The sequence below is a fragment of the Thiorhodovibrio winogradskyi genome, from assembly GCF_036208045.1.
Taxonomy (GTDB): Bacteria; Pseudomonadota; Gammaproteobacteria; order Chromatiales; family Chromatiaceae; genus Thiorhodovibrio; species Thiorhodovibrio winogradskyi.
In genome coordinates, this window is sequence record NZ_CP121472.1 from 5,189,558 (window position 1) to 5,202,037 (window position 12,480).

The 12,480-nt window shown below is 59.9% G+C and carries 16 protein-coding genes and 1 other RNA gene; 3 read left to right on the top strand and 14 right to left on the bottom strand.

Features of this window, described 5'->3' with window-relative positions:
- Window position 1 precedes the first annotated feature (1 nt).
- The 3 genes from Thiowin_RS23730 (at window position 2) to dapE (ending at window position 3,050) form a co-directional block, all read left to right on the top strand.
- Window positions 2-949: a DEAD/DEAH box helicase gene (locus Thiowin_RS23730; RefSeq protein ID WP_328985446.1), complete on the top strand. Its 948-nt coding sequence runs from the start codon at window positions 2-4 to the stop codon at window positions 947-949.
- 116 nt (window positions 950-1,065) lie between these two features.
- Entirely contained in the window at window positions 1,066-1,887 is an 822-nt protein-coding gene (dapD, locus tag Thiowin_RS23735) for a 2,3,4,5-tetrahydropyridine-2,6-dicarboxylate N-succinyltransferase (protein ID WP_328985447.1), read from the top strand.
- Window positions 1,888-1,898: 11 nt separating this feature from the next.
- Window positions 1,899-3,050, top strand: a complete 1,152-nt coding sequence (gene dapE / locus Thiowin_RS23740; RefSeq protein WP_328985448.1) for a succinyl-diaminopimelate desuccinylase — start codon at window positions 1,899-1,901, stop codon at window positions 3,048-3,050.
- Window positions 3,051-3,114: 64 nt separating this feature from the next.
- On the opposite strand, the gene minE is transcribed toward dapE, so the two are convergent.
- The 14 genes from minE to nifT form a co-directional block, all read right to left on the bottom strand.
- Complete coding sequence (gene minE, locus Thiowin_RS23745; RefSeq protein WP_328985449.1) at window positions 3,115-3,381, bottom strand: cell division topological specificity factor MinE; 267 nt, start codon at window positions 3,379-3,381, stop codon at window positions 3,115-3,117.
- A 3-nt stretch (window positions 3,382-3,384) separates the two neighbouring features.
- Window positions 3,385-4,194, bottom strand: coding sequence for a septum site-determining protein MinD (gene minD / locus Thiowin_RS23750; RefSeq protein WP_328985450.1), 810 nt, complete (start codon window positions 4,192-4,194; stop codon window positions 3,385-3,387).
- Between the two features lie 192 nt (window positions 4,195-4,386).
- The gene (gene minC, locus Thiowin_RS23755; RefSeq protein WP_328985451.1) at window positions 4,387-5,178 is read right to left on the bottom strand and encodes a septum site-determining protein MinC; all 792 of its coding nucleotides are present in this window, start codon (window positions 5,176-5,178) and stop codon (window positions 4,387-4,389) included.
- A 20-nt stretch (window positions 5,179-5,198) separates the two neighbouring features.
- Window positions 5,199-5,543 carry a histidine triad nucleotide-binding protein gene (locus tag Thiowin_RS23760; RefSeq protein WP_328985452.1) on the bottom strand — a complete coding sequence of 115 codons (345 nt, stop codon included), beginning with the start codon at window positions 5,541-5,543 and terminating at the stop codon, window positions 5,199-5,201.
- A 66-nt stretch (window positions 5,544-5,609) separates the two neighbouring features.
- Window positions 5,610-6,206, bottom strand: a complete 597-nt coding sequence (gene recR, locus Thiowin_RS23765; protein ID WP_328985453.1) for a recombination mediator RecR — start codon at window positions 6,204-6,206, stop codon at window positions 5,610-5,612.
- A 90-nt stretch (window positions 6,207-6,296) separates the two neighbouring features.
- Window positions 6,297-6,620: a YbaB/EbfC family nucleoid-associated protein gene (locus Thiowin_RS23770; protein ID WP_328985454.1), complete on the bottom strand. Its 324-nt coding sequence runs from the start codon at window positions 6,618-6,620 to the stop codon at window positions 6,297-6,299.
- Window positions 6,621-6,749: 129 nt separating this feature from the next.
- Entirely contained in the window at window positions 6,750-8,597 is a 1,848-nt protein-coding gene (gene dnaX / locus Thiowin_RS23775; protein ID WP_328985455.1) for a DNA polymerase III subunit gamma/tau, read from the bottom strand.
- A gap of 69 nt (window positions 8,598-8,666) precedes the next feature.
- Window positions 8,667-8,763: signal recognition particle sRNA small type (gene ffs / locus Thiowin_RS23780), an RNA gene on the bottom strand.
- Between the two features lie 112 nt (window positions 8,764-8,875).
- The gene (locus tag Thiowin_RS23785; RefSeq protein WP_328983484.1) at window positions 8,876-9,556 is read right to left on the bottom strand and encodes an ISAs1 family transposase; all 681 of its coding nucleotides are present in this window, start codon (window positions 9,554-9,556) and stop codon (window positions 8,876-8,878) included.
- A gap of 20 nt (window positions 9,557-9,576) precedes the next feature.
- On the bottom strand, window positions 9,577-10,656 hold the full coding sequence (locus Thiowin_RS23790; RefSeq protein WP_328983485.1) for a Druantia anti-phage system protein DruA: 1,080 nt from the start codon (window positions 10,654-10,656) through the stop codon (window positions 9,577-9,579).
- Window positions 10,657-10,909: 253 nt separating this feature from the next.
- A complete protein-coding gene (locus Thiowin_RS23795; RefSeq protein ID WP_328985456.1) occupies window positions 10,910-11,188 on the bottom strand; it encodes a DUF6129 family protein in 279 nt (92 codons plus the stop codon).
- Window positions 11,185-11,904, bottom strand: a complete 720-nt coding sequence (locus Thiowin_RS23800; RefSeq protein WP_328985457.1) for a dinitrogenase iron-molybdenum cofactor biosynthesis protein — start codon at window positions 11,902-11,904, stop codon at window positions 11,185-11,187. Before Thiowin_RS23800 ends, Thiowin_RS23795 begins: the two co-directional genes overlap by 4 nt.
- 96 nt (window positions 11,905-12,000) lie before the next feature.
- The gene (locus Thiowin_RS23805; protein WP_328985458.1) at window positions 12,001-12,195 is read right to left on the bottom strand and encodes a 4Fe-4S binding protein; all 195 of its coding nucleotides are present in this window, start codon (window positions 12,193-12,195) and stop codon (window positions 12,001-12,003) included.
- A gap of 29 nt (window positions 12,196-12,224) precedes the next feature.
- Window positions 12,225-12,440, bottom strand: coding sequence for a putative nitrogen fixation protein NifT (nifT, locus tag Thiowin_RS23810; RefSeq protein ID WP_328985459.1), 216 nt, complete (start codon window positions 12,438-12,440; stop codon window positions 12,225-12,227).
- Window positions 12,441-12,480 lie beyond the last annotated feature (40 nt).

Below are 12,480 nucleotides of genomic sequence, written 5' to 3' on the forward strand. Positions count from 1 at the left end.
GATGCGCCTTGTTGACGTTATTGAAGTTAACAATAGAGTCATTTGCAAAGGCGGCGCAGGCACCGGCAAGACCTTTCTTGCGCTCGAGCTGGCTCGGCGTTGGTCCGGCGCTGGGCTCATGGTCTTGGTTGTCTGCCGATCTCCTTGGCTGCGGCATTGGCTCGAAAGCCGCTTTACAATCCCCAGGGTAGCCGTTGCGCTACCTGAATCCGCCAAGCGCGCGGCACAGCGCTGCAATATTGAACAATTCGATGCCCTGATCGTCGACGAGGGCCAGGACTTGCTCGACCTGCACGCCATCGGCCAGATGAATGTGATGCTCGCTGGTGGTCTCGGCGCGGGAACCTGGTGTTTTTTTCACGATGTCAACAATCAATCCGGCATCTTAAGTCCTGCCGATCCGCATGCCTTGGCACTCTTGCACAGTTTCAACCCGATCTCGGTGCCGCTAAGAACCAATTGCCGCAACACAAGACAGATACTCAATCAGGTGCAGTCAAGACTCAAGGCCGACATGGGTATCAAAGGGACAGGCAACGGCCCCGACATCCGCATCCGTCAAGCGGAATCTCAACAGGGGCTCGCCCAAGCCCTTGCCGAGGAGCTTGACTACTTGGTCGATCAGGGCGGGCTGTATCCGGGCAGCATTAGCATTCTGTCTCCCTTTCCATTCCCAGACTCAAGGGTCGCGCATCTACCGCGTCGGCTGAGCTCTAGGATTCAGGTGCTTGATGAATACGCGATGCGCACTTTCCCACCGGCACAAATCAGCTTCGCAACCATCGCTGAATTTAAGGGACTGGAGAATCAAGCCGTGATTCTGGTTGACCTACCCGAGGACATTTCAAGGCCAGAATCCATTGCCGCCAGCTACGTCGCCATGAGCAGACCCCGCGCGATCTTAACCCTCATTCAGCGCAAGGCATCCACTCAAGACAGACTCCAATGAAGTCTCGCCAGTCCACCAAGCCCCTAGATTGAACGGCAGGGATCCGGCGCGTCCGACAGTGAGCGCCTCGGGTATAATGCGGGCCAATTTCATTACTCACCTTCCGGAGCCCGACCTTGAACGAGCAGCAACAGATTATTGACCAAGCCTTTGAACGCCGTGCCGAGATTACCCCGCGCAATGTGGAAACCCTGGTGCGTGATGCGGTGCAGGACACCATTGAACGACTCGATCGCGGCGAGTTGCGGGTCGCCGAGAAGCGCGACGGCCAGTGGCAGGTGAACGACTGGGTCAAGAAAGCCGTGCTGCTGTCCTTTCGCATCGAGGACAATGCTTTTATCAAGGGCGGCTTCACCAATTATTACGACAAGGTGCCATCGAAGTATCAGGACAGCAATTCCCGTGAGTTCCGCGTGGGCGGAGTGCGGGTGGTGCCGCCGGCGACCGCGCGTCGGGGTTCTTACATCGCGCCCAGCTGCGTGCTGATGCCAAGCTATGTGAACATTGGCGCTTATGTGGATTCTGGCACCATGGTGGACACCTGGGCGACTGTCGGATCCTGCGCTCAAATCGGCAAGAATGTCCATCTCTCTGGCGGTGTCGGCATCGGCGGCGTGCTGGAGCCGGTGCAGGCGGCGCCGACCATTATCGAGGACAACTGCTTCATTGGCGCGCGCTCGGAGATTGTCGAAGGCGTTATCGTTGGTGAGGGCGCGGTCATCTCCATGGGCGTTTACATTGGCCAAAGCACCAAGATTTATAACCGCACCACGGGCGAGACCCTGTTCGGTCATGTGCCAGCTGGAGCCGTGGTCGTGCCGGGCAATCTACCGGCAAAAGACGGCACCCATAGTCTCTACTGCGCGGTCATCATCAAGCAGGTGGACGAGAAAACCCGCGGCAAGGTGGGCATCAACGAACTACTGCGCGACATCTGAGCCGCGCGCCCGTGTCTCCCGTCCTGGAACTGGCCCGGGCCCTCATCGCCCGGCCATCACTCACCCCGGATGATGCCGGCTGCCAGGCGCTGCTTGGCGAGCGGCTGTCACGGCTCGGCTTTCGGCTTGAAACACTCCGCTTTGGCAAAGTCACCAATCTCTGGGCGCGTTTTGGCGATCAATCACCCCTGCTTTGTCTGGCCGGGCATACGGATGTGGTCCCAACCGGCCCGCTCGATCTATGGGACAGCGACCCCTTCGCACCCGAGATTCGCGATGGTCTGCTCTATGGTCGCGGCGCGGCGGACATGAAAAGTTCCTTGGCGGCCATGGTGGTCGCCTGCGAGCAGTTCCTCGCCCGCCACCCGGCCCCCCTGGGCTCCATCGCCCTGCTGATCACCAGCGACGAGGAAGGCCCGGCTGTCGATGGCACCCGTCGGGTGATGGAAACTCTGCAAGCCCGTGGCGAGCATATCGACTACTGCCTGGTGGGTGAGCCATCGAGCCAGGGCAGGCTCGGGGATCAAATCCGCAACGGACGCCGCGGCAGTCTGAATGCAGCTGTGCGGCTGATTGGGCGGCAGGGCCATGTGGCTTACCCGGAGTTGGCGCTGAACCCCATCCATCGTCTGAGCCATGCGCTTGGCCCGCTGTGCGCGGAGGTTTGGGACAGGGGTAATGCCTACTTTCCGCCGACCAGCTTTCAGCTATCGAACATCCACGCCGGCACGGGCGCCGAGAATGTGATTCCGGGCGAGCTTGAGCTCTTATGCAATTGGCGTTTCTCCACTGAGTTGACGCCGGAGCGAATTCAGCAGCGTTTTACCGAGTTATTGCAGCAAACCGAGCTTGAGTACCAGATTGACTGGCGCTTGTCGGGCCAGCCCTTCCTGACCCCCGTGGGAAAGCTCACAGAGGCAACAGCGGCCGCGATTAAAGCCGTCACGGGCATCGACACCCGGCTGTCGACCAGCGGGGGCACCTCGGATGGACGCTTTATCGCACCGAGCGGCGCTCAGGTGGTGGAGCTTGGTCCGCTGAACGCGACCATCCACAAGATCAACGAATGCGTGCCGGTGACTGAACTGGAGCCCCTCGCGGCCATTTATGCCGGCATTATCGAAAGGTTGCTCGCCAGCGGGGATGATATGGCGACGACCTAAGCGCAACATGGGGTGAACCAATTCGTCCCTAGTGACCACCAGGACATTGATTCAGGAAAAACTCTCAGCGCCCAGGCTGGTCCGGCAGCACGATATTGAGTTCGAGAATCTCCTGATCGTCCTCTTGCTCGTAGCTGACGGAGACTGCATTAAGGTCAACATCGACGTACTTCCTGATCACGTCAAGAATTTCACGCTCAAGCTTGGGCAGGTAGGACGGGCGATCACGCGCCAGTCGATCATGCGCGACCAGAATCTGCAGGCGCTCTTTCGCGACAGAGGCAGACCCCTTGCCCTGACCCGTACTGCGGAAATAGTCGAGTAAGCCCATCGGCTAGCCTCCGAAAAAGCGCCCGAGGAATCCCCGCTTATCGGCGGACAGAAAACGCAGCGGAACCTCATGGCCGAGGTAGCGCATGACCATATCCTGGTACGCTTGGCCAGCGTTGGAATTGGTATCGAGAATCACCGGGATGCCAGCGTTGGATGCATTGAGCACCGCCTGGGATTCCGGAATCACACCAAGGAGTTTGAGTGACAGGATTTCCTGCACATCGGCCACGCTGAGCATCTCGCCGCGTTCAACCCGCTCGGGCGAGTAGCGTGTCAGCAACAGGTGCTCCGCAATCGGCTCGAGATTCTCCTCGGAACGTCGTGACTTGCTGGAGAGGATGCCAAGCATGCGGTCGGAATCCCGCACCGAGGACACCTCCGGATTGGTGACCACCACCGCATCGTCGGCGAAGTACATGGCCATCAGGGCGCCATGCTCAATGCCAGCCGGCGAGTCGCAAATAATGTACTCATAATCCTTTGCCAGATCCTCCAGCACCTGTCCGACCCCGTCGCGACCCAGCGCGTCCTTGTCGCGGGTTTGCGAGGCCGGCAGAATTGACAGTTTGTCGCAGCGCTTGTCGCGGATCAATGCCTGGTTGAGCTTCGCCTCGCCATTGATCACGTTGACAAAGTCATACACCACACGCCGCTCGCATCCGAGCACAAGGTCCAGGTTGCGCAAACCAACATCGAAATCGATCACGACGGTTCGATGCCCCTTCTGCGCCAGACCCATGGCCATGGCAGCAGCGGTCGTCGTTTTGCCGACACCCCCTTTGCCCGAGGTGATCACGATAACTCTAGCCAAGGATTGATCCTCCTGCTAAAACGGAGGCCGCTAAAACAGTGGCCGCTAAAAAGGGGCAGCTAAGATGAAGAGACTGCTCGTTGGCAAACACTTGAGTGTATCTTGCCGAAAATGACCCCGCGTTGGCAACAGTCAACAAAGGCTCATACAAACTTAATTTACTCAAAACGGGTTTGCTCAAAACGGGTTTGTTCAAAACGGTTCAATGCGGAGACTGTCCTTATCGAGATAGATCTGGACTCTGGCATTCTTCAGATTGGCCGGAATATTCTCGCTAACACGGTAGTGGCCAGCGATCGCCACCAATTCCGCTTGCAAATCCTGACAAAAGATCCGCGCCCGGACGTTGCCGTTGATGCCAGCAAACACGCGACCACGCAAAGGCCCGTAGATGTGAATATTGCCATCGGCCATCAGTTCGGCGCCGGAGTTAACTGCCGCGGTAATTGTCAGATCGCCACCAGCCGCATAAACCTTTTGGCCGGAGCGCACGGGCCGATCAATCAGGGTGGAGCCAACCTCGATACCGAGGCCGTGATCCCCCGCATCGCCCCGGGAGGGCTTGCCGCCAGTTTGCACGCTTTCAGCCGGTGATTGCGCGTCTTCTCCTTGCCCGTTGTCATGGGTCGTCTCGTACATGCGGCGACGCCCCCCGTCGCTCATCAGCACGAGTTCCATGGCACGAGCCGCGTCTTGCTGTTCCAAGCCCCCCCCGCGCAGCCCGACCGGCAGCATGCCATAACCGCGCAGAAGCCCCACCAGGCGCGGAAAATTAATCTCGGCCACAGGATCATTGAGACCACCCAGATCAATGACCACCGGAGCGTTTCGAAAAAAATCAGGCGCCTGCTCAACCTTGGCCCTGATCTCATCGGCAAATTCTTCCATGTCCACCCGCAACAGACGAATAACGGGCAGAGTAAAGGACGCTGCTTTGATTTCAAGCACGCCATGCGTGCCGTTCTGCACGGATTCTATCTCCACGGTCTCGTCTCCGCCAGCCACTAACCCGGTGGCCACTGTAGCGCGCGTCCGCCAAGCAGATGAACATGCAAGTGATAAACAGTCTGTCCTGCCTGGGCATTACAGTTGATCACCGTGCGATAGCCCTGGTCGGCGATCCCTTCCTCGGCCGCCAACCGCGAGGCAACCTGAAACAGGCGCCCGACGAGCGCGGCATCCTCTGGCGTGACATCGTTCAGGGTCGCAATAGGCTTGCGCGGGATAATTAAAATGTGCACGGGAGCCTGAGGATTCAGATCGCGAAAAGCGACGATCTCCGCGTCCTGATAGACAATATCGGCGTCCATCTCCCCGCGGGCGATTTTACCGAACACAGTATCTGACATAGCTTCTCGGTCTCCTGTTGCCGCGGTTGCCCATTCTGCCATCTCGCGGCGATGCTCGGAAAAAACTTAAACCGGCAGGCGCCCGCTGAAGGCATGCGCGAGGGTGCCACCGTCGACGTATTCGAGTTCGCCTCCCAAAGGCACGCCGTGGGCGATGCGAGTGACAGGTACCTGCGCTAAAGCGGCCATCTCGGCGATATAGTGCGAGGTGGCACTCCCCTCGATCGTGGGGCTAATGGCCAAGATAAGCTCACGCACACCACCTCCGGCCAGTCGTTGCCGCAGCCGTCCCAGCTCAAGCTCCTCGGGACCTATGCCATCGAGCGGCGACAGACGCCCACCAAGCACGAAGTATCCTCCGGAAAACTCCGTTGCCTGTTCGATTGCCGCCACGTCAGACGGACCTTCCACCACGCAGACCAAACCCTGATCACGCTTGGGATTCATACAGATACTGCACAGCGGCGCTTCCGTCAAGGTGCGACAGGACTCGCAGCGTCCAATTCGGTCCATGGATGCCGCCATGACGGACGCCAAATGACGACCGGCATCGCGATCCCGCTCGAGCAGATAAAACGCCATGCGCTGCGCCGATTTGGGCCCAACTCCCGGCAAGCAGCGCAGGGCGTCGATCAATTCCGGCAATAGGGTTGATTCAGACACAATTTATCAGGACCATCAGACACGGATAAGTAGCCGGCACCTTGCTTCGGTCAGGTTTCTCTCTCATGGTCCTGTTCTCCATGCGAATAGTTAGAACGGGAGCTTAAACCCAGGCGGCAGGGGCAGACCCGCGGTCAAATTTGCCATGCTGTCCTTTTGCTTTTCGGCGACACGATGCACGGCATCATTGGTCGCAGCGACAATCAAATCTTCAAGCATCTCTTTATCATCAGTGAGTAATGAGGGATCAAGGTCCACCTTGCGCACCTCATATCTTCCCGTCATGGTGATTTTGACCATACCGCCACCGGACTCGCCGATGACTTCCTCCTGTGCTAGGCGCTCTTGCGATTCCTGCATCTCCTGCTGCATTCTCTGCGCCTGCTTCAGCATGTTCCCGATTCCGCCTTTCATGCGTGACCCTCTGTCATTGTCAATCGAATACTTTCATCCCAGCAAGGCATCCCAGCAAGGCATCCCAGCTCAGGCCGATTGTTCGGCATTGCGATTCGGCAACTGGGAACCCGGGCATGGACGGAGAGACTACCCTGTTGCCTGAATACTGCCCGGCACCCACTCAGCATTGAGTCGCGAGACCAAACCCAGGGCGATGGGGTCTTGATGCATCAACGCCTCGGCCTCGCGCTGACGTCTCTGCGCGACCCGCGCGCGCGCCCGCGCCGGAGTATCATTGACCGACCGCCGCGCCGCGATCCGCAGCCGAACCGGCTGGCCGAGAACCTCCCGCAGAGATTGTGCAAGCCGCTGCTCAGCCGAGTCGGCCTTGATCAGATGTTCACAATCAGGCTCGAGTTGCAGATGCAGCTCACCACCCCGCCAGGACTGAAAAGCGCAGTGGGAAGCCAACTGCCGCCCAAGACCGTTCACCGGCAGCTGCTCCACCAGCTGATGCCAATCCTGGTCGTTTGCCAGGCCCGGCGTCAGCGCCTTACCCTGCACCGCCCCAGCAGTTACTAAAGAAGGCGCAACCCCATGGTCCCACTGCACGGGGACCGACTGAGTGATCCCTGGCTGGATGGCTTGGAGCGCAACGGATTGGGGCGCAACAGCTCGAGGCTCAGTGTCTTGGGCAGCAACGACTTGGGCAGCAACGACTTGGGGTTCAGCCACCGCGGCAGCCCTGGCCGGTTCTCCTGCGGCCAGTGTCCCCGACCCTGACTGTCCCTTGGCCGATGGCCCGGATGTCTCCGACGCACCCGAGGCCGGTCCAGCACTCTGGCGGGCAGCAGGGCGCGATGCGCCAGCGCTATCAGGGCGGAAGGCGAGCGCGCGCAGAAACACCATTTCGAGCCCAGCGCGGGCATCCGGTGCCAAGGGGAGATCTTGCTGCCCCATGACCGCCACCTGATAGTACAGCTGCAGGTCTTCCGGCGCGACACGCTCGGCCAGGGTTTTAAGACGTGTGTAGTCCGGATCGGCGCTGTCCAGGGTGGTCGGCACTTGCTGCGCCAGCGCCAGACGATGAAGCAGCTCGATCACGGATTTGAGCACACCAGCAAAGTCTGGCGTCAACTCGGCAACCCGACCAATTTCCGCAAGCAGCCGGGGGCCATCGTGATCACAGAGCGCCTCAACCAGCGCCAGAGTGAGATCATGATCGAGCGCGCCAAGCATGGCGCGCACCTCGGTCACCCGCAACTGGCCACCACCAAATGCAATTCCTTGATCGAGCAGGCTCAAGCCATCGCGCATGCTGCCCTCGGCGGCGCGCGCGAGCAAGGCGAGTGCTTGCTCTTCGAATGCGATCCCCTCGGTCTCGAGGACGTGACGAAACCTGCCCCCAATTTGCTCCGGGAGCAGGTGCTTGAGATTGAACTGCAAACAGCGCGACAGCACCGTGGGTGGGAGCTTTTGCGGGTCGGTCGTGGCCAGCACGAATTTGACATGCGGCGGCGGTTCTTCGAGCGTTTTCAGCAATGCATTGAAGCTATGACCAGAAAACATGTGCACCTCGTCTATCAGGTACACCTTGTATCGGCCACGCACAGGCGCGAAGGGGACATTCTCAAGCAACTCGCGGGTTTGTTCGACCTTTGTCCGCGATGCCGCGTCGATCTCCTGCAGATCGATAAAGCGCCCTTCATGAATCTCTCGGCAGCTTGCGCAAATGCCGCATGGCAAGGCGCTGACGCCCTGTTCACAGTTCAGCGATTTGGCCAAAATGCGCGCCAGCGTGGTCTTGCCAACTCCACGGGTCCCAGTAAACAAATAGGCATGATGGAGTTGGCCGCGATCAAGCGCATTGGTCAGTGCCTGGACGACATGCTCCTGCCCTACAAGATCGGCAAAGGTCCGCGGACGCCATTTGCGCGCCAGCACCTGATAAGCCGTGGTGGCATTCTCGGCCGGGTCGGAATCGCTGAGTAACATGCAATGAATCGGGCGCGCCGCTGGCGGGACAGGTGGGAACACAGGCGGATCGGATGGCAGGGTGGTGGACAATGCCAGCCACACCACGGCACAGACGTCCATCGCTGCGGCTGCTCCCTTCCGGGCCTGACCGGGTTCACGACTTAGCCTTGCGCGGGGACCGACACCGCCCACCGAAACAAAAACGCCGCGCATCATCCGCAGCGTCAGCGCGCAAATTAGCAGAGTGCCGCCGGAGATACAAGCAAGGACGCGCCAAGCGGCACGGCAAATCCGTTCTAACCAACAGGCGCGACACGGGCAGCGCGGGGCATTGAGTTTGCCGTCATGCCCAGATAATCGAAGACACGGCGGACTTTGCGCGCGAGCTTCTCGATGGTGGCTGCCACGGAATCCTTGGATTTCGTTTTGATCAGACCGGCGGCAAACCGGCGCAGTCGGGTGATGTTTTCTGGTCCATGGCCGGTGCGGATGGTGCAGCGATCCTCATCCCAGTTCCAGTCGAGGATCCAGTGATGGGCTTCAATGCCCCAATGCCCACGGTTGAAGGCGAGCAGGCGCTTAGGGCTTGCACTCTCAGGGGTATGATCCGTGACGCCGAAGACTGTCTCGACGGAGGTCTTGTCGGTTTTTTTCTCAGTGGTGGTGCGCTCAATGGCGAAGACCTGCCCGACATGGGGGAAATCGAGATAGTTGTTCAGCGCCGTGGAGGTCCAAATCGCGCGGCTTTCGATACGCCCATGCGCAAGGTCCGATGACTCGCGAAAATCCGGCTCGCCCCGCGCCTGGAAAAGCAGGCGGATGTCGGCAACCAGCGTGGGCTGATTCTCTTTGGCGATAAAGACGTAATGCGCGCCCCGTTCGATGAGATACTCAGCGAGCGAGCGCTGGGTGAGCAGGGCGTCGGCGGTGAGGGTCTTGTCAGTGAGGTCGAGGGAGTCGAGCACCGGGATGGCCATCCCGATCTCGTTGGTTTGCTTCAGTTCATCACTGCCATTGACAGGCAAAGCACCGACTTTTTTTGGGTGTGACAGACCTTGGAGTCATGTCCAACGACACCGAGGATGTGGGTCTGGCGTCCCTCGGCGTCGATGGCATTGCACATCGTCTTGCCATCAATGGCCAGGCCCTCGTCCTCGGCGCCCATCTGCGCATTCCAGCCCTGCAGCGCCCCATCAAGGGCGTCGGGATCGACCCGGGTGAGGACATCGCGGATGCGCGTGCGGCTGGGCACCTCATAGCGACCGTTGCGATAACGGCAACCAAAGCGCGCCCGGGCCGCCTGGCTGAGATCCTTCGCCCAAGCGGCGATGGCCTTATAGCCACGCGCCCCGCACAGCACCGCCGCGGCGGAGATCGCAAGAACCACCGGCAAGGGATGACGCCGGCCTTGGCCGCGACGCGGATCAGGGACATCGACAAAGAACGCAGGAAGCGAACGCATCTGTTGTGCGGAGATCATGAGTTTTGGGGCTCCATAGCGATACTGGGAATCGAGTCTTGGGTCGGACAAGCGTGCTTGGACCTGCCCGATCAAGGGGCGGACAAACACCCGCTTGGCGCCATCGGGCTGCTGGCTGTAGCCGGCGCGCGTGCGGCGGTACCCGCGCGTCTGCCCGACCTCCAGCCAGTTGGCCGCGCGATAGCAGGTGCCGGTAAAGCGGCGCGGATCGACGAAGGTCTCCAGCAACCACAGCGGATAACCGAAGCGGGTCTGCCAATCAGTGCTGACCTGGCGCTCGCACAGCGACAGCACCTTGGAGGCGAGATTGGGCACATGCCACTGGGGCAGAATGAGAAAGCGGGCGTTGTTGGCGATCAGATGCAGGCGGTCGAACTGGTAGCGGCGATCCCAGCCGATCCACTGATCGCGCGCCGCGCACTTCCAGGCCGCGGCGCTCAGCACCAGCAACGCCAACCACTGATCCCGCCAGATGGCGACATACCAGAGGGTGTGACCGATTTTTGCCGCCGCGCCCAGGTAGTGATACGCCTCGAGCAATGCTTTGAAGCGCGCCTCTTCATCTGGGGCGACCGCACGCAGGGTGATGTCGTGCAAGTTCAGGGGGCTGCCTCGTCAATCAACATAGGCAGGCAGTTTGAACGAGTCGGACGGAAATGTCCAGAATCGAGGGTAAATACTTCTACGGCTTGTCAATTAGGGCTAGCACGGTTTCGCCCTGCGCCAAGCGGTCAAGCCTTAACCGGCCCCTGGCCAGACCCTAACCAGACCCCCTAGCCAAACCAGTTGGCTCAGTCCGGCTGCCTGAATCATCCCTGGGCATTTCCGAGAACCGAGCCGGGCAGGCTCATCAGGCATCGCTGACAGGCTCAACTTCAGCGAGTACCACCCCAGTCGCCAATTCCAGATCGCGGGTCAGTTGCAGGCAATGGCCACTGCTGCCTTCGACCAGGTAGAGATGAAATCCCATCGCCCTGCGCACCGGAGTCTGCTCACCCAGGTCGTCGTTCATGCAGTGGGTGAAATGCAGATCAGGCAGAGCTGCGCGCAAGGCGCTCAGGGTTTGGGCGTTTAGACCAGCGCGCTCGAGGATGGTAACGATCTGATCGATGCGTTCGGGGGTGATCATTCTTCCAGCGCTCGCGCCTTGAAGCGCACCCTGGACTCAGCCGGCTGGCCCATGATTTTAGCAAGCCAGGGTGGAGTCTTGGCGCCAATGATCTGTTGCAGTTCGCCAATCAAGGCCGGCGCCGCGCCGCCATCCGGGATCTTGATCGGATGGATGTCGCGTTTGACCACCTTGGCCGCGGCCGGTCCACCGATAGAGACCACATAGAGCAACTGGCAATCGGCGATCAGGCCGGCACGATAACTGTTTTTGTCATCCTCGGCTTGGCGGTCATCGATCTCGCGACAGTCAATCAGTCGGAATTGATCAGCGCTGACTTGATACACTAAAAATCGCTCGCAGGAGCCGAAGTGGCCGTCGAGCAAATCGCCATTATTCGAGGCGATGGCGACGCGAATCGTACCTTCGGGATCACTACCCGAGGCGTTGATCAGCGGGCTTTGAGGGACCGGGGGCGGCATGCTTTCCGTGCTGGCGGTGCCATTCAGGTAGGCCAGGGCGGTTTTCAGTACCGAGTGATCGCAATCGGCGAGTTCACCACTGGCGCCGCTGCGCAACTGTTTGATGCTCAGGGTATCGAGCTTTTCGGCGTTCGGCGGCAGACCAATGCAGTCAGCCAGCACCGCCAGCAGGCGCGCCGGTGAGGTATCGGGCAGCGCACGCGCGGCCAGGCCGATGCGCAGCGCCATGTCGTCGGTGAGTGCGGTGGAGGTCATGGTCTTTGGGGTGGTACTAACCGATGTTGAACAAAGGGCGAATGAAGTCTCCGCCCCATTATGGCGGGGCGAAAAAGCTCGAACACAACAGCGGTGTCAAATCGGCACAATGCAGCCATCTTCCATGCAGGCATCGATGCACTGGGGCATGTCGGACTCGCCGTCGCATTCATTGCAGGTGTCGGTATTAATCGCATAAACGCCTTTTGCTGGGCCGATTGAGCCGGTCGGACAGGCCGGTTCGCAGTCGCCACAGGCGGTGCAGAGGTCTTTCATGATCTGGTAAGCCATGGGAGGGTTCTCCTGTCAGGCAGGCGCCTTTATTCGGCGCGCTTGAATCTCAGGGTTGTCGGAAAGGCGGGCGGAGGGCTGATCGGGTCAATGTACCAGCGCGACCCGTCAGTCAGGGCCACTTCCCCGCCCCAAGCCTCCGCCGTATCGGTCTCAACGCTGGCGATGGTCTCTTCCATATCCTTTTTTGCCACATAGAACAGCAAGGCGCCATCGTCGTTTTTTCGAATCATCACATTGGGCATTCAGGCATCCTCATGATTCGTAAACGGCCGGCGCCACCAC